The 16,381-nt window shown below is 51.4% G+C and carries 16 protein-coding genes; 5 read left to right on the forward strand and 11 right to left on the reverse strand.

Annotation, left to right across the window (positions count from 1 at the left end; translation table 11 throughout):
* Positions 1-86 precede the first annotated feature (86 nt).
* Positions 87-1,913, forward strand: a complete 1,827-nt coding sequence (gene recQ, locus KDK14_RS06835) for a DNA helicase RecQ (RefSeq protein WP_257264283.1) — start codon at positions 87-89, stop codon at positions 1,911-1,913.
* Here recQ and KDK14_RS06840 read toward each other — a convergent pair.
* From KDK14_RS06840 to KDK14_RS06850, 3 genes are all read right to left on the reverse strand, one after another.
* A complete protein-coding gene (locus KDK14_RS06840) occupies positions 1,869-2,477 on the reverse strand; it encodes a SprT family zinc-dependent metalloprotease (RefSeq protein WP_257264285.1) in 609 nt (202 codons plus the stop codon). The two genes, recQ and KDK14_RS06840, sit on opposite strands and share 45 nt — an antisense overlap.
* Positions 2,478-2,486: 9 nt before the next feature.
* A complete protein-coding gene (locus KDK14_RS06845; protein WP_257264286.1) occupies positions 2,487-3,092 on the reverse strand; it encodes a Yip1 family protein in 606 nt (201 codons plus the stop codon).
* A 78-nt stretch (positions 3,093-3,170) separates the two neighbouring features.
* Entirely contained in the window at positions 3,171-3,410 is a 240-nt protein-coding gene (locus KDK14_RS06850) for a hypothetical protein (protein ID WP_257264287.1), read from the reverse strand.
* A gap of 249 nt (positions 3,411-3,659) precedes the next feature.
* Here KDK14_RS06850 and KDK14_RS06855 point away from each other — a divergent pair, with 249 nt between their 5' ends.
* Both KDK14_RS06855 and KDK14_RS06860 read left to right on the forward strand, forming a co-directional pair.
* Positions 3,660-4,466 (forward strand): glucosaminidase domain-containing protein, encoded by an 807-nt coding sequence (locus KDK14_RS06855; protein ID WP_257264288.1) that lies wholly within the window; start codon positions 3,660-3,662, stop codon positions 4,464-4,466.
* A gap of 146 nt (positions 4,467-4,612) precedes the next feature.
* On the forward strand, positions 4,613-5,362 hold the full coding sequence (locus tag KDK14_RS06860; protein ID WP_257264289.1) for a DUF547 domain-containing protein: 750 nt from the start codon (positions 4,613-4,615) through the stop codon (positions 5,360-5,362).
* 82 nt (positions 5,363-5,444) lie between these two features.
* Here KDK14_RS06860 and KDK14_RS06865 read toward each other — a convergent pair whose 3' ends face one another.
* Positions 5,445-8,570, reverse strand: coding sequence for a hypothetical protein (locus tag KDK14_RS06865; RefSeq protein ID WP_257264290.1), 3,126 nt, complete (start codon positions 8,568-8,570; stop codon positions 5,445-5,447).
* A gap of 192 nt (positions 8,571-8,762) precedes the next feature.
* Between KDK14_RS06865 and KDK14_RS06870 the strand changes: the two genes are divergently transcribed.
* A complete protein-coding gene (locus tag KDK14_RS06870; protein ID WP_257264291.1) occupies positions 8,763-9,350 on the forward strand; it encodes a hypothetical protein in 588 nt (195 codons plus the stop codon).
* 64 nt (positions 9,351-9,414) lie between these two features.
* Here KDK14_RS06870 and KDK14_RS06875 read toward each other — a convergent pair whose 3' ends face one another.
* Together KDK14_RS06875 and KDK14_RS06880 are read right to left on the reverse strand one after the other, a co-directional pair.
* Entirely contained in the window at positions 9,415-9,609 is a 195-nt protein-coding gene (locus tag KDK14_RS06875; protein ID WP_257264293.1) for a DUF4250 domain-containing protein, read from the reverse strand.
* 126 nt (positions 9,610-9,735) lie between these two features.
* On the reverse strand, positions 9,736-10,767 hold the full coding sequence (locus KDK14_RS06880; RefSeq protein WP_257264294.1) for a rhodanese-related sulfurtransferase: 1,032 nt from the start codon (positions 10,765-10,767) through the stop codon (positions 9,736-9,738).
* 146 nt (positions 10,768-10,913) lie between these two features.
* On the opposite strand from KDK14_RS06880, the gene nfsA reads away from it, so the two are divergent.
* Complete coding sequence (nfsA, locus tag KDK14_RS06885) at positions 10,914-11,651, forward strand: oxygen-insensitive NADPH nitroreductase (RefSeq protein WP_257264301.1); 738 nt, start codon at positions 10,914-10,916, stop codon at positions 11,649-11,651.
* 35 nt (positions 11,652-11,686) lie between these two features.
* On the opposite strand, the gene KDK14_RS06890 is transcribed toward nfsA, so the two are convergent.
* The 5 genes from KDK14_RS06890 to KDK14_RS06910 form a co-directional block, all read right to left on the reverse strand.
* The gene (locus tag KDK14_RS06890; protein WP_257264295.1) at positions 11,687-12,394 is read right to left on the reverse strand and encodes a hypothetical protein; all 708 of its coding nucleotides are present in this window, start codon (positions 12,392-12,394) and stop codon (positions 11,687-11,689) included.
* A 262-nt stretch (positions 12,395-12,656) separates the two neighbouring features.
* Positions 12,657-13,058 (reverse strand): SMI1/KNR4 family protein, encoded by a 402-nt coding sequence (locus tag KDK14_RS06895; RefSeq protein WP_257264296.1) that lies wholly within the window; start codon positions 13,056-13,058, stop codon positions 12,657-12,659.
* 211 nt (positions 13,059-13,269) lie between these two features.
* Positions 13,270-14,574, reverse strand: a complete 1,305-nt coding sequence (locus KDK14_RS06900; protein WP_257264298.1) for a DEAD/DEAH box helicase — start codon at positions 14,572-14,574, stop codon at positions 13,270-13,272.
* A gap of 8 nt (positions 14,575-14,582) precedes the next feature.
* Complete coding sequence (locus tag KDK14_RS06905) at positions 14,583-15,938, reverse strand: DEAD/DEAH box helicase (protein ID WP_257264299.1); 1,356 nt, start codon at positions 15,936-15,938, stop codon at positions 14,583-14,585.
* Between the two features lie 253 nt (positions 15,939-16,191).
* A partial coding sequence (locus tag KDK14_RS06910) for a hypothetical protein (protein WP_257264300.1) occupies positions 16,192-16,381 on the reverse strand: 190 nt, incomplete at its 5' end.

The raw sequence follows: 16,381 nt of genomic DNA on the forward strand, positions 1-16,381 counted from the left end.
GAGTGCCGGCACAAGGAGTCAGAAATATATGATTTCATATGGTTAGCTACTTATACTTGGTATTTTATCAGATGCGATTCTGTTCAATGCCTGATCCTGCTCTGGATATTTTAAAAAATACATTTGGTTACCAGTCCTTTCGAGGATTCCAGCAAGACGTAATTCATGAAATTGTTGCTGGCCGTGATGCCCTGGTATTGATGCCTACAGGGGGTGGGAAATCACTCTGTTATCAAATACCCGCGTTATTAAGGGGTGGTACGGCAGTTGTCGTTTCACCATTGATAGCATTAATGGAAGACCAGATTAGCAGTCTTCGGGAGCTGGGTATTCGTGCTGATTGTCTGCACTCCGCCATGACGCCAAAGGACCGGCTTGGGGTTGAGCGGGAACTGCTGATCGGTGATCTTGATTTATTGTATGTAGCGCCGGAAAGACTGCTGACTGAGGCGATGCTGCGGCTACTGGATCGGATTCAGGTGGCTTTGTTTGCCATTGATGAAGCTCACTGTGTGTCCCATTGGGGACACGATTTTCGGCCGGAATACCTGCAACTCGCCTGCCTGCAGGCCAGGTTTATGGGGGTTCCCAGAATTGCCCTTACCGCGACCGCTGATCAGAGGACCCGCCAGGAAATCCGTGATCGACTGGGGCTTGGAGCAGCCCGCGTGTTTATAGACAGCTTTAACCGGCCCAATATTTTCTACCGGATCAGCCAGAAGAAGCAGGGTAAGCAGCAACTACTGAACTTTCTTGATAAAGAGCATCCCGAAGATTCTGGTATTGTTTACTGCCTTTCCCGTAAGAAAGTGGATCAGACTGCCAGGTGGTTAACGCAGTCAGGACGAAAGGCGCTGCCCTACCATGCCGGGCTGTCACCGGAAGAACGGCGGGCAAACCAGCATCGATTCATCGTCGAAGAAGGGATCATCATTGTCGCGACCATTGCCTTTGGTATGGGGATTGATAAACCGGATGTCCGGTTTGTTGCCCATCTCAACCTGCCAAGAAGTATTGAGGCCTATTATCAGGAGACCGGGCGTGCGGGGCGTGATGGCCTGCCCGCTACTGCCTGGATGGTTTATGGTTTACAGGATGTGGTGCTGCTCAAACAGCTTCAGGCCCGCTCCGGTGCCAGTGAGCATATTCAACAAATAGAGCAACAAAAGCTGGAAGCCATGCTGGCACTTTGTGAGGTAACCGGATGCCGACGTCAGGTGTTGTTGAATTACTTCGATGAGCCTCTGGATGAACCCTGCGGCTATTGCGACTTGTGTCTTGAACCACCGGAAATATGGGATGGGACCGAAGTTGCCCGCAAGGCGTTGTCTTGTATTTACCGCAGCGGGCAGAGCTTTGGGGTGGCTCATCTGGTGGATATTCTGCTGGGGAAAAGTACCGAAAAAACCCGCCGTTTTGGTCATGATCGTCTTAGCACTTTTGCTATTGGCACCGAGCTGGATCAGAGCAACTGGCGGTCGGTCTATCGCCAGCTGGTGGCCAGGGGGTATGTGAATGTGGATCACGACCGGTATGGTGCCCTTAAATTGAATCAGCGTTGCCGGTCACTGTTAAAAGGTGATGAGCGTATTCAGTTACGCCGTGATCGCTATGAGCCTTCCCGGAAGTATGAGCAGGAATACCGGGAAGTCGGTCGTGTGGTTGTGAAAGCGCAGGATCAGCAATTGTGGGAGGCTTTGCGCCAATGGCGCCGTGGCCATGCTGAAGAACAGCAAGTACCGGCTTATGTCATCCTGAACGACAAGACCCTGATGGAGCTGATAAGGCATCGTCCCCGATCCCATCTTGAATTGTCGAGAATGGCTGGAATTGGTCAATTTAAGCTGGAGAAATACGGTGACGATTTATTAGCAGTTTTGGGCAGCCGTCTGAACGTTGCCGAGAAACTTTAGTGGCCCTTTACAGGCTGTGCACAGATAGACCGTACCCCGTTGTGAGCGATTATGTCGTATAGTGCTCAGGTGAATCGTCTTGCACTGGCATTGATAAAGCCACTGCTTCCGGCTGCTTCTGCCGGTGTCGTAACGGTGACAACGATCGGCGGGAACTCTGAAAACCCTGGTCATTATCCCTTGCCATTCCCTGCCATGGGCCCGGATTTTTCGGCCAAACAGTTCATAGGCCAGCAGGTGCGCCACCTCATGGGCGACGGTTTGTTGGATAAAGTGCTCACGGTTTTCCTGAAGCAGCGCTTTATTAAAGCGAAGTTGACGTTTATCGATCCATGCCTGGCCCGCTGTTTCTCCGGTGAGATCCAGTCGAATATAGGGTTTTTTAAAGGATTGTTGAAAAAAGGTTTCAGCTTCCTGGTAAAGCTCAAGAACCCGCTGTTCAATCTGGTGAAGGTCGTTCGGCAATTGTCGGTCTGCTCCCTGTGTTTGCCCGGTAATCATAGTGGAATATGGTGAAATCCGTAAATCCGTCAGGCACAAAAAAAAGCCGCACACAGCGGCCATGATCAGCCATTACTGAACGTATTCAGGCCCAATGCCCATACCCCAGAAAATAACGGTAGTGATCATCATGGCAACCAGAACCACCAGACCAATACAGAGCACTGAGCTGGCATAGATAAAGCCCTGTTCTGCCGGAATCTTCATAAAAATATGAAGACCGCTGTACAGCAGGTAGGCGGTGGCGGATACTGCCACAGTACCGGCAATAATAGCCAGCCACAGTGATGGATAGAGGCCGCAAATACCGATCAGAAACAGAGGGTAAGCGGTATAACAGCTAAAGGCTGTGCAGTCTGTCAATGAAGGGTCGCTGTTGAAGTTTTTACTCATCCACTGGATGAACCAACTCATAACCGCGACGCCACAAACCATCGCCATCCAGGCAAGGATAGACATCCACAGGGCGCTCTGGGGTGTAAGTCTGACAACTTTGTGACTTCCGGGAAGGCTCCAGCCGACCATCGTAGTACCAATGTAAGTGCAGATGGCAGGCAGGGCTGCCAGCCAGATGATTTGACCAAGGTAGAGCCGGAGCAATCCGGTCGGGTGCTTTCGAATGCTGACCCATTCGGTGTCAGGCTCAGTAAGCAAGCCCCAGAAATGGCTTAGGATCATAACAGTGCCTCCGTTTGTTCGGCAGGATATCAGGCCGCTTCTTCCACTGAAGTGGTGGATACTGCTACTGACCGGCGGTTAACCCTTGTTATTATTCTTGGCTCTTTGCAGGGATTTAAGTAGTTGACCAAATGAAATCATATTTTTTGCTGTTCTCTGGGTCGCCCGGGAGGCTGGGCGGGCGCTATTTTCCGACACCCTCCCGGCTCCTGTATTCATGCAGTCGCAGTGCGTTACAACTCCGGTTACATAGCTACGGCTATGCTCCCTGAGTTGTGCATAGTAACTGCCTGTCTGGCCAGAAATATACGATTCCATTTTATACCAATTCCACCGCTGAACCGCGTTGAGCTGCATCCAGGTTGAGCTGCATCCAAGTTGAGCTGCATCCAGGTTGAGCTGCATCCAAGTTGAGCCGCATCCAAGTTGAGCCGCATATAAAGTGTTGTCATGTTTCACCTGGTTTGTAAAGAATCTACACGTCTTTTGGTGGATTTTCTGCCTTTTTTGGCTATAAGCTTTTATCATCTCACGGTATCGAGATATTTCATTTGGGTACTCATGCTCATGAATATTGATAAAATTATGCTGGGTGTTTTACTGGCATTAATTGTGCTGTCTTTGGGGGTTCACTGTCAGGGCAAGTTTGTCTCAGGGCCTGAACTGCCAGTATCGGGATTGATTGAAAAGGCAGAAGATTCGTCTGTTGTGACCATACCGGACTTCGGCAGTATGGTTGATGTCAAGGCTAAAAAAAGTGCTTTCTTTGGCTTCTTGTTGCCGTTGGTGCAAAAAGAGAATGACAGGATCTTACAAAATCGTCAGCGGATTATTGCGTTATCTTCCCAGTCAGAGCTGACGGAGAAAGATCGGTTATGGCTGGCTGATATAGGAAAAAAATATCGTATACGTGATATTTCAGCCATTGATCCGCGTTTTTTTACACAGTTACTGACGTGTGTTGACAGGATCCCTGCTTCTCTTGCCCTGGCTCAGTCGGCCAATGAAACGGCATGGGGGACTTCCAGGTTTGCCCGGCAGGGTAACAACTTCTTTGGTCAGTGGTGTTTTACTCCGGGCTGTGGAATTGTACCGGGGGCCCGTCCGGAAGGAGAGACCTATGAGGTTCAGAAGTTTAAGGATGTTGCAGCTTCGGTCCATGCTTATATGCACAATCTCAATACCAATGGTCAATACAAGGCCTTGAGAGAGCTGCGCGAGCAGAAAAGAGCCAGGCAAGAGCCAGTCACAGGAGCGGACCTGGTCCATGGTTTGCGTGCGTATTCCGCTCGGGGTGATGAATATGTTCAGGAACTGCTTTCCATGATCAACAGCAATAAATTGCTGCAGTATGATTTGCATAGTCAAGGCTAACAGTCTTTGAATAAATAACAGAAGGAGTTCCCATGACCATACCTTGCAATCTTTTTGCTTCCCTCCGTTTTTGCCTTGTCAATCTGTGGCGACCGGTAATAACAATTTTGCTTGGTGCCTCGCTATTCATCCTTCCGGGGGGGGTAATGGCAGCACCTGCCAGCAGCTACTGGGCATTGTGGGATAAAAGCAATTCTGAGTCTTCTGGTGTGATCAATCACCAGCTCTGGCAGGAGATATTGGATACATATCTGGCACTTCGCCCCGATGGGAATCGTTTTCGATATCAGCTGGTCAGTCAGGAAGATCGGGATAAGCTGGATAAATACCTGACGGATATGGCCTCCCTGGACCCAGGGAACTACTCAGAAGCGGAGCAGAAAGCTTACTGGATCAACTTTTATAACGCGTTAACGGTTGATCTCATTCTGGAGCACTACCCGGTTAAATCCATTACCAAAATTGGCCCTTGGTACCAGTTTGGGCCCTGGGATATGGACATCACGCAAGTTGTGGGGCAAAACCTGACGTTGAATGATATTGAGCATCGGATTCTCAGACCACTATGGGACGATAGTCGTATTCATTATGCGGTGAACTGCGCCAGCATCGGTTGTCCGGACTTGTCCCCAACGGCCTTTACTGCGGCCAATACGGAGCCGATGCTCAATGAGCTTGCCAGGCGCTTTATCCGGCAGGAAAAAGGCATGAGCTGGGTGGATGGCAAGCTGACGCTGTCCCGCATATATGAATGGTATGAACAGGATTTTATTGATCAGGAAGGGGTTGTTTTACACCTGCGCCAGTTTGCTTCTCAGGCAGATGGCCGACGACTGAAAAACTATACCGGTACTATCCAGTACCAGTATGACTGGCGATTGAATGAGCTGAAGTAGCCAGTATCGCATCTCAGTGGTTTTACTGATGTTGTTGTTTGGGAATGTCTGGTGAGGTTTCAGACGTTTTTGTGTCAAGAGGCTACGCTTTTGAAGTATCCGCCAACATATTTGTCCAGCTGTCAATCATGCCATTAAGGCTATTATGGGCAGCTATTTTTTCCGCGTCCTCTCCAGGTTCATTATCCATAAGGTCTGTGAGCTTTTTGGTAAAGATCTTTCGCTCATGAACCGCAACGGCTTTCGACACTCCCAGACCTATTCCCAGGGCTCCGGCAGCCACACCGAGTATTGGCAGGAAGAAGATACCACTGAATGCTCCGATCAGTGACAGTTTGAGGGTGCCAGACCGTCCTTCGGAAAATGTGTCGTTGTGGGCGAAGTCTCCAACCCGCTTGATGGCGTACTGTCTTAGTAGTGCTTTTAGCGCCTCGGGATTCTTTCGAACCTCTGCAAAGTTTTGCTTGTTTTTTTGTTTTTTGGCGAATGCAGTGAGGTCTTTCACCCATTCTTTTACTGCAAACCCACGTAAATAGTATTCCAGTTTTGTTTCATTGCCCGGCAGTGAAAATGCAAATGAAATCTCTTTATTTTTACAATCCGGCTTCAGGTCAAGGTCCCGGATCACTTCTGTCCGGTTCTTTTTCAGGAATCGCTGAAAAGCAGTATCACCAAACAAACCCAGTTTTCTTTTCTGTTTTCTGCCATAGTCCGGGCGCAGGACTTCTGATGTAGTCTGGGAAAGGTTCTGCAATTTGCTGTGCCGATCCCGAAAGTTCATAGCGGCAGAGAGGGCGACAAGCACCCCGGTCATGGTGGCTCCAACCCCCATTGCTGCCGTGCCCAGGGCCGGCATACCGTACTTGCTCATACCACTGGCCCTGGCCACAAGGCTGGTGCTGAGCATCACGGTGCTGGCTTTCAGCAGCCGTTCACCTTTCTCACGGTCAGAAACCATACTGGACAGCAGTTCATCGACATCGCCACTGCTTTTGGCGCATTGCTCAATTTCAAGGTTCATGGCATCGACTCGCTGTTGCAGCGCCTTAAGAACTCCGGGGTTCTCAAATGCGTCATCAATAGCCTTGCCCAGTCGTTTGCGGTTACCAACGGTCGCCAGTATGGTAGCTACCGTGCCGATGCCGGCTACACCGGCAGACGCTCCACCAAATGCCGGCATCAATGGTGGGAAAAGCATTCCCAGTGCCAGTGCCGAACCGGTCAGGCTGACAGTAGAACCGGCTCCGGCCATGAGGGTGTCTTTGGTCATGGTCTTCAGCTGATTTTGCTTATAGAGGTTTTTCACTTCTTCCAGGGTTACCTTTTCCCCTAACGGTTTACCCGCTTGCTTCTTGCTGTTTTTTCGCTTTAGCAGGACTGCTGTCAGCTCCATGGCCTTGAGGTGGCCAGGCAACAGCTTATCCTGATTGCGGATCTTCTTTTCATTCAAAAATCCCCGATAAGCACCGCCTGCAAGGGCAAGGGCAGCCGTTGCCGATGCGGTGGCCGTGCCAAACCCCAGCAGGGCGGATTGAAAAGCCTTATCGCTCTCATAAAAGAGGCCCATTACTTTCAGATCCGGATTCAATGCCAGGTTATCCCGGTCTTCCGGCTTGAAAAAACGAGGGTCGTCAGGTGATACCTGATCCAGAGAAATCCATTTTCCCCCCGGAGTTTTCATGATTTCATCAATCTGGTCAGTGGTAATATGAGGAGCGATTTCACTGGTTTTTAAATCACCCACCTGAGCGTTCACACTACTTAACTGCTCCATTAGTGTGCGGTCTTCCGAGATAGCCTCAAGGGGCGAATCACGAAACCCGATTTTGCCGGTGCCAGCTCCGAGATAATGGTTATGGTTATAAACAACAACTTTGTATCCTCTGTCACGAATCTCTTCAATCGTTGGCGCACGCCCCAAATTGTTGCTCATAGCCCTGTATTCACGAGCGGAGAAAATGCGACCGGGGCTAAAGGCTTTTTCCAGCGAATCCCAGGTCGCCCAGGGTGAGGCCTTCATTTCAAAATTCAGGAACAGCACTTCATCATGGTTAGCTGGATCGTCCAGCCAATCATTCATGGTTTCCAGTACGTTATCCAGTTTAGGAATATCGTCATCGCTGACCGTAGCATCGAAGTAACCACCATGGTTGAGAACGATTTCACCATTATGTTCATGCACATCAAGGTCAAATCCCCGAATTGGGGTTTTGTTCAGTATATCCTCCAGGCCCATATTTTGATTGGTAGCCACCAATGGCAGCGACCCTTTGCCGGAAATGGCTTCGGTATTGTGTGCAGCAAATATTTTTATTTCATCGATGGGTACATCTTTCGGCGAAATGTGATCAAACATGCCGGGGTCATGGGGTGGTTGTTGTGCGCTGGCAGCAGCAACGGTGGCGCCTGAGGCCACACCACCTGCTACCGCGCCTGCAAGTAATCCTTTTTCGAGTTTCTGGTTACCGGCTGGTTCTTTAAATGCTTTGGCTGCACGGGTGCTCTGGAGGTTTTCACTGAGTTTGTTTTTCTCAAGGGACTTTTTGTTGATTGGGCGATTGTCAGAGATTTCAATCAGCCGGTCCTTAATATCTTCCGGGTGATATATGGGCAGCTCAAACAGAGAAGTTCGAGCAAATAATTTATCTACATTATTCTCTTGTCCGGGTTGCTCCAGAGAACGGTTTTTTGCCTGATTTAATGGGTAGTAATCGTCCAGTGTTACTGGCCGGTTTTCCTTTATGGCAATTGCTTTCAGTTCCTGAGCCATGGCATCTGTCCAGAAGAGCGGTTCATCCCCATGGTTTTTGCTATCAAAAAATGATTCATTGATGAAGTTTTCTGCGTTCTTGCAGTAATTGTGGACATAAAGCTCTTCGAAAGATGCAGCATTATCATGAGGGTTTTTTGTTGTAATCGTTGGTGTAATCGTTGGTGTAATCGTTGGTGTGACAGATGCTGTGTCAGAAAACTCATCAGGTGGTATTGAGCTTGTGTCCGTTTCGTAACCTTCATCACTCAATAAGGAAATACTCGATTCTGAGAGCTTCCTGCCTGAGGATGGACCAGCAGAGTTTGCTCTCTGGTAAGGTTCATCAACCTCATGAGGTGCTAATTTTTTGCCGTTTTTATAAGCTGTCTGGCCTGTCTTGTGGGGGTTAACCTCCGCTGGAAGATGCTGGATGCCTTTTCCTGGCTTAATTTTCACGGTAAACCTTTCCTGGTTTTGATTAAGCTATATTTCGGCGATTATTACGGGGTATTTATATCCGGTAATCTTGCGCCCTTTGCCATACACTGAGACCAGAATTTGATTGGCCTTGTTGCAGTGATAGCGGTTATAGTCCCTCACCCTTATTTGTCTGTTTTGTGATCTATGAAGTTGTATGGTGCACCGCTGATGGCTGTTCTGTTGGCGGGTATGGTTCTGGCAGTCAGAGAGTTTTGCCCGTTCTGGCTCACCATGGCCTTCATGGAAGAGACCCTGTTTTTCCTGGCCGGGTTGATTGCCGGTATTCGGTTACCGGACCTGGATTTAACGATTCCGGGATTGTCCCACCGTTCAGCAATAACCCACTCCTGCCTTCCTGCGCTGGTGGTGTCGGCTTCCGGCTTTTCTGCCATTGCCGCTGGCCTGGCCCTGGGGATTGCCTTTCACCTGTCGTCGGATCTGCAGCCCAAAGCCTGGACCGGTGGCGCACTGATCAAGTTGCCGTTGCTGGGCAGCATCGGGATGCTGTCGCCCATCTGGTTGATTGCCAATGTGATTGGTTGTCTGGCGATCTTTATGGAAGTGGTTGCCGACGAGCCGGCGGATGCCCGGCTGATGATACTGGCACTTTGTTTAACTGGGGCTGGCTGGTACTTTCTGCGGGAGGAGAAGCGCCCACTGTTGCCGTTGATGGCCCTGGGGTTTGCGATTTTGCTGGTTCATGCGGTACGGGGAGGGACTTTATCAGTAAAGTTGGTGTGGCAGTATTTTGCTTAGGGACTGTTGAAGTTTCGTGACAAGTGAAGTTTCGTGGCAAGTTCAACAGCCCCTGGCATATCTGTCAGTCATGAACAAACTGATTATTGACCGACTGATAATGAAAACGGATTTTATGAAGCTGGCTTTCGATCTCCTGTTTGCTCATGTCCATCTCATCGGCCAGCTGATCCAGTGAGTTGCAGGTAAGCCTCAGCTTTTCGTTGACAATACCCAGAAGGATAAAAGGGTTGAGATGCTCGGGGTTTTCAAGTTCCATGGCGACGCTCCGTTCAGCTGTTAATACTCACTTCACCAGATGCCAGACATAGAATGGTACTTAAGTAGCTAACCATATGAAATCGAATATGGCCAGCTACTTATGGCACATTAAAACATAGCCCAGCTATTTGACTTTGCCCACCCGGCTCCGGCGCTGCTGTTGCCTGCGTGCGTCTTCCTTTAACTGACGACGGTGGGCAACGGTCTCGGCAACCTCTGCGCCCATATGGGCTTCACCCCGTGATCTGGCCAGCTGCATCTGTTTTTCACGCTCGGTAAATCGGGCTTTCTGCTGTTCCGTCAGCTGGTCATAACAGTGGGGGCAGCTGACACCCTGCTGGTATCTGTCACTTTGCCTGTCGGCTTGTGTGATGGGCAGGCGACAGGCGTTGCACTGGTCGTAGGAGCCCGGCCCAAGGTCATGATTCACCGTTACCCGGTCATCAAAGACAAAGCATTCACCTTCCCAGAGTGACTCTGCTTCCGGTACTTCTTCCAGGTATTTCAGGATGCCGCCTTTCAGGTGGTAAACCTGGTCAAAGCCTTTTTCCCTGAGCAGGGCAGTGGACTTCTCGCAGCGGATGCCGCCGGTGCAGAACATGGCAACCTTTTTATGGGTCTCAGGATTGAGGTTGGCATCGACGTATGCCGGGAACTGCCGGAAAGATTCAGTTTTTGGATTGATGGCGTGTTTGAAGGTACCCACCTGAATTTCGTAATCGTTGCGGGTATCCACCACCAGGACATCCGGATCACTGATCAGGCTATTCCAGTCTGCCGGTTCCACATAGGTCCCGACGGCCTTGTTTGGGTCAATATCGGCCACGCCCATGGTGACAATCTCTTTTTTGAGTTTGACCCTGGTTCTTTTGAACGGCATGGAGTCACTCTGGGACTCTTTGCATTCAATGGGGTTCAGGCGGGTATCCCGGTTAAGCCAGGCCAGCAGGGCATCAATGCCTTCGCGGGTGCTGGCCACGGTGCCGTTAATGCCTTCGGGGGCCAGCAGCAGCGTCCCCCTGACATGGTTTGCTGCCATGGTTCTGAGCAGGGGTTCGCGCAGGCTGGCAAAGTTCTTCAGGGCAACGAATTTATAGAGGGCACAGACCACAATGGGAGTGGCTGTCTGAGGGGCATCTTGTAGAGAGAGTATCATTTATTGATTGTCCTTTGTCAGCGGTCCGGAGCGCAAATCCGGGGCCAGATCCGGGAGAGGAAGTCTACCAGAGGCAGACAGCCTTGAAAAATCCGGCCATTGCCAGAATAGTGAAGGGTAATAATCACAGGAGGCAGAATAACACCATGACCCAGTCTGTCATTGAACGGCTGCAATCCCACCGTTCTATTCGCAAATTTACGGAACAACCCATCGACGAGCGCTTGCTCAGGGACTTGATCAGCGCAGGCCAGAGTGCCGCCACCTCCAGTAACCTGCAAGGTGTCAGTGTTATTCGGGTGAGAAACCCGAAAACCCGCAAAGCCATGGCAGAGCTGGCGGGTGGGCAGGCCTATGTGGAGCAGGCGGCTGAGTTTTTGGTGTTCTGTGCCGACCTGAACCGTGCTGGCTGGTGCTGTGAACAGTCGGGCAAGACCATGGCGGACGGGATGACCGAGCATTTCATTATTGCCACCGTGGACGTTGCACTGTTTGCCCAGAACGTGGTGGTCGCTGCGGAGTCAGAAGGGCTGGGTATCTGCTACATCGGGGGACTGCGCAATGACCCGCAACAGGTCAGTGATTTGCTGGCATTGCCGGAACAGGTCTACCCCGTCTTTGGCCTCTGCCTTGGGTACCCGGATCAGGACCCGGAGTGCAAACCCAGGCTGCCGCTGGAAGCGGTGTTGATGGAGGAGCGTTACCAGCCAGTGAATCAGGCGCTGGTGGCTCAATACGACGATACCATGAGAGCCTATTACCAGCGGCGAACCAAAGGCAAGCTGGATCGGGCCTGGTCTCAGGAGATGTCAGCCTTGCTGGGGAAAGAATCCCGCCCTCATATGAGGGCGTTTCTGGAGAAAAAAGGGTTCAGGATGCGCTGACCTTAAGGTCAATATGGGTCGGTGGTGCCAGTACTTCACCGGATATTGGCTAATACCCTGATCAAGGTTTCCCCCAGCTTTTGGCTCGCCTTGTTCAGGTTGTTCAGGAACTGTTCAACATTATTCAGTTCGATATCGATATGATCGGTAACAGATTTGATGGGCAGAAAATCAATGCCGTAAAGATGGGCGGCTGCTGCAACCGCAGCGCACTCCATCTCTTTGGCCATGCCGTGGTTTTGCCTGACCCACTGCCTGTCTATCTCTGGCATATCCAGGGAGTTGCCTGTGGTGACCACACCAAGCTTATGCCCGATACCCTGAAAGTATTCGGGGCAATAGGCGGTTGGATAGGCGCCCATGGCAAACCGGTCAAAGCCCGCCAGGGGAACCCGGTGGTCATGGTAAACCACCGGCTGGTCGGACGTGATGATCTCGGCAATGTCCGCATCGGTGGAAAAGGCACCACAGGTTCCCGCGTTAATGATCAGGTCCGGGGCAAACTCAACAATGGCGGACTGGGTATTCAGCGCGGCAAACTCGGTGCCTATCCTGTCGACACCGTACTCACTGGATGTGCCATTCAGGGAGATCATGATGGCATTACCCGCAAACTCACCCTGAAAACGGGGGAAGGGACTTTGCAACTGCGGGTTGGCGGGCAGTGCCTGCAGTCTCAGTTGGTCAATGATTGGCCTGGCTTCCGCAGCCATGGCCATAATAATCAGAATTCGTTTAGACATAGGGCCTGTTGAGGTTTTGTTGCGTGCTCAGCGTATCAGGGCGCTCCTATGACGAGGCGCGGCATTGCGGGAAGGCTGGTTGCCTTTCAAAATGTCGCAACGAAGTCATAGGGGCGCCCTGATACGCCCGAAGGGTGGCTCAGAAAAGCGCCATCTGCTTTGTCAGACTTGCTTGACGTAGAATAACTACGCGCTGCGCAAGTCTTTCGTGCATATGACGCTTTTCTGAGCCACTGAGCACGCAACAAAACCTCAACAGGCCCTAGCTCTCCAGCCAGATATCCCGGGCCCATAACCAGATCGATGGCCAACTGTCGTCAGTCACTGCACCATCAGCCCAGCGCACCACTTCCCCTTCTTCGAAAATGCCATAGTACTCACCATTGCATTCACAAATGGGGATCAGCTCTCTGGGCAGGCCTTCAGCCCAGGCATTGGCGGCGACTTCCGGCAGATAAGTATGGGACTGTGGGTCGGTGACCGTCACCGGTTCAATGGAGCCATAAATAACATCACTGACGTGCAGCAGGAACTCCCTGAGTTCGTAGGGGAGGGGTACCAGAATCTGTTCTTCCACCTCAACCAGCTGGTCCTCATCCGGCAGCTCCAGGGGGACTGAGACATCCAGGGCGCGTTCCCGCAGTTCTTCGATAATATCTTCCATTGTATACGACCTTTTTTACCCGCTTTCTGAGGGTGTTGCTCAAGATATAAAAGCTTTGAACCACAAAGTGTCGATAAATGCTCCTGCTTGATCGACACTTCCACCATCCATGGTGGTCGCACAGAGACACAAAGAAGCTTTTTTTGCTGAACAAAGTCCAGGCAAGCCTGGAAAAAACTTTGTGTCTTCGTGCCTTTGTGGTTCAAAGCTTTTAAGGCCTTTTCTTTTTTTTGGACGCCGTGCCTGCCGGTTTTCTACTGCCATTGTGCGATTTATTACCCGACCGGTGTTTTATCCCGGGCTTACCGGCTTTCAGATCCGGTTTTGACCGTTTTCGGGTTTTACTGACGGGCGCATCAATTTCAGCGGGACGAACCTCACCATCTTCAAAGTAGGGCAGCGGTTCTATTTCCAGGGGTTTTTTGATCAGCTGCCGGATACCGGCCAACAACGTTTTCTCTTCCGGGTTCACCAGGGAAATAGCCCGGCCTTTCTGTCCGGCGCGACCGGTGCGGCCAATGCGGTGGACGTAGTCCCGGGGAACTTTGGGCAGGTCATAATTGATGACCAGCGGCAGCTGTTCGATATCCAGTCCCCTGGCGGCCACATCCGTCGCTACCAGCACATCAAAATAGTTATCCTTAAAATCTTCCAGTGTGCGAATACGCAGGTACTGACTTTTATCGCTGTGGATAGCCCGGGCATTGATGCCGTCTTCTGCCAACAGCTCGGCAACCTTGTTGGCGGCTTTTTTGGTGCGGACAAATACCAGCACTTTTTGCCAGCGGCCACCATGGATGAGATAGCTGAGAATCTCCGGTTTATCCTGCTGGTCAACCGGGTAGAAAGACTGGGACACGGTGTTGGCGGCAGAGTCGGGGTTTTCCAGCTCAACCTTGACCGGGTGGCGCATGAATTCATGGGCCAGCTGTTTGATGTCTTTGGCAAAGGTGGCGGAGAACAACAGGTTCTGACGTTTTGCCGGTGCGTGTTGCACAATGCGTTGGATATCGTCATGGAAACCCAGGTCCAGCATCCGGTCGGCTTCGTCCAGCACCAGTATTCTCAAGCTGTCCAGTTGGATATGTTTGCGGTTGATCATATCCACCAGACGACCGGGTGTTGCCACCAGGACATCAACGCCTTCTTGCAGAACCTGCAACTGTTCTTCAATGTCTACGCCACCATAAACGGCAGTTGTCTTAATGGCTGTGTGCTTGCCATAGGTCTGGAAACTGTGGTCAACCTGAATGGCCAGCTCCCGGGTAGGGACAAGTACCAGGGCGCGGATCGCTTTACTGGCTCTCATCTGCGCCAGCCGGTGCAGGATGGGCAAGGTAAAACTGGCGGTTTTGCCGGTACCGGTCTGGGCCGATGCCATCAGGTCACGGCCGGTCAGGGCCATGGGAATCGATTTGGCCTGAATCAGGGTGGGGTTCTGGTAGCCCGCCTCATGGACTGCCTGAATCAGCGACTCATCCAGCCCAAGAGCGGAAAAAGATATGTTATTGCTCATGTGTCGTGTTATTTCCTGCGCCTGGGTGGTTCAAAACCGGCATCGGTTGCGGTGGTGGTTGCCGCAGTGGGCTTGGCATCGGATGTCGGTGTACGACGTTTGCCCACGTTCTTCTTATTCCGGTGACGTTGTTTATCCGCTGGCTGTTTTTTACCAACGCCTTTTTTACCGGCCGGTTTTTTCTTGCCGGCGGCTTTGCCGGAGCTTTTCAGCTTTTTCGGGCCTTTATAGCTGCCCGGCAGCTCTTTGATGGTACGTTTGTCAAAACGTAGCCGGAGGTAGCGTTCAATGCTGGACATCCGGTTCCATTCGTCCGGCCCAATCAGGGAGATGGCCAGCCCCTGTTTCCCGGCGCGTCCGGTGCGGCCAATACGGTGGACATAGTCATCACCATTGCGGGCCATTTCCAGATTGATCACCAGGTCTACGCCCTTGATATCCAGGCCACGGGCCGCGACATCGGTGGCAATCAGAATATTGATCTTGCCATCTTGCAGCAGGCGCATGACGTGCTTGCGCTCCCGTTGGTCCATATCCCCGTGGAGTACGCCGACCCTCAGGCCTTTAACCCGGATTTTGCCGACAAATTCCTCAGCCCGGGCTTTGGTATTGGTGAACACCAGGGCTTTGTCACAGGTTTCATTCCGGAGCAGCCAGATCAGCTGTTTTTCTTTATGGGCGGTATCGTCCGAGAGAATAATCTGCTGGTGGATATTGGCGTGTTTTTCCCGGACAGAATTCAGCGTCAGACGGGTTGGGTCGTTCAATATCCGGGCGGCCATTGCACCCAGGCCCCGGGCTTCCAGGGTGGCCGAGAACAGGAACGTCTGGCGCTGGGCATGGCATTGTTCAACGATGCTTGACACATCAGGACCAAAGCCCATATCCAGCATACGGTCCGCTTCATCCAGCACCAGGTATTCCAGGTCGCTGAAATCGTGGTTGCCGTTTTTCATGTGCTCAATCAGGCGGCCGGGGGTGGCAATCAGGATTTCCGGGTTTTTCCGCAGAGTGTTCACCTGATGGCGGTAGTCCTCGCCACCCACGATCAGTCCCGCCTTGATGTAGGTGTAGCGAGCCAGCGCTGCACACTCTTTCAATATTTGCAGTCCCAATTCCCGGGTAGGCACCAGCACCAGGGCCCGGGTACTGGTTTTGGGGGAAGGGTTGGTGTGCATATGGTTGAGCATGGGCAGCAGAAACGCCGCTGTCTTGCCACTGCCGGTTTCTGCGCTGACCATCAGATCCTTGCCGGTCATGGCCAGGGGCAGGGTGTGTTCCTGAACCGGGGTGGCCTGGTCAAAGCCGAGTTCAGCCAGTGCTTTTTGCACCCGTTCATGGAGAGCCAGTTCAGAAAATAGCAATGGTGAGTTCCTCGGCCATAGGGGAATAGGGTTTTCCAGAAGGGGGAATAAATGACCAGGCATTTTATGACTGATGGTGTGAAAAGCCAATATGTGAAAATTCATAAATAGTGATTGATGTGAGCTGACTGAAGCAATGCAATTCCAGTTTTTGGCTTAAAAAAAAGCATTGCTTCTACAGAATCAAAATGACAGGTTCAGGTTTGCAGTTTCTGATGGTCTGCTACTTATTTGGTGAAACCATATAGCCCCTTTATTTCCATGGACTGCAGGTAAATGAACTCTGGTTCAATATGGCTGCAGGCATAGGAGGCTTTCCGAGAATAGACGGCCCTACGCGGCAACTGCTCCTGCGTTGTTCTAGCTCCTGCATCCATGCAGTCGTGCGGTTGCGATAAATTGGTCTAAAAATTCCTGCTTCTTCGTCAAATAGCCCCGCTATT

The organism is Endozoicomonas sp. ONNA2, assembly GCF_024606365.1.
Taxonomy (GTDB): Bacteria; Pseudomonadota; Gammaproteobacteria; order Pseudomonadales; family Endozoicomonadaceae; genus Endozoicomonas.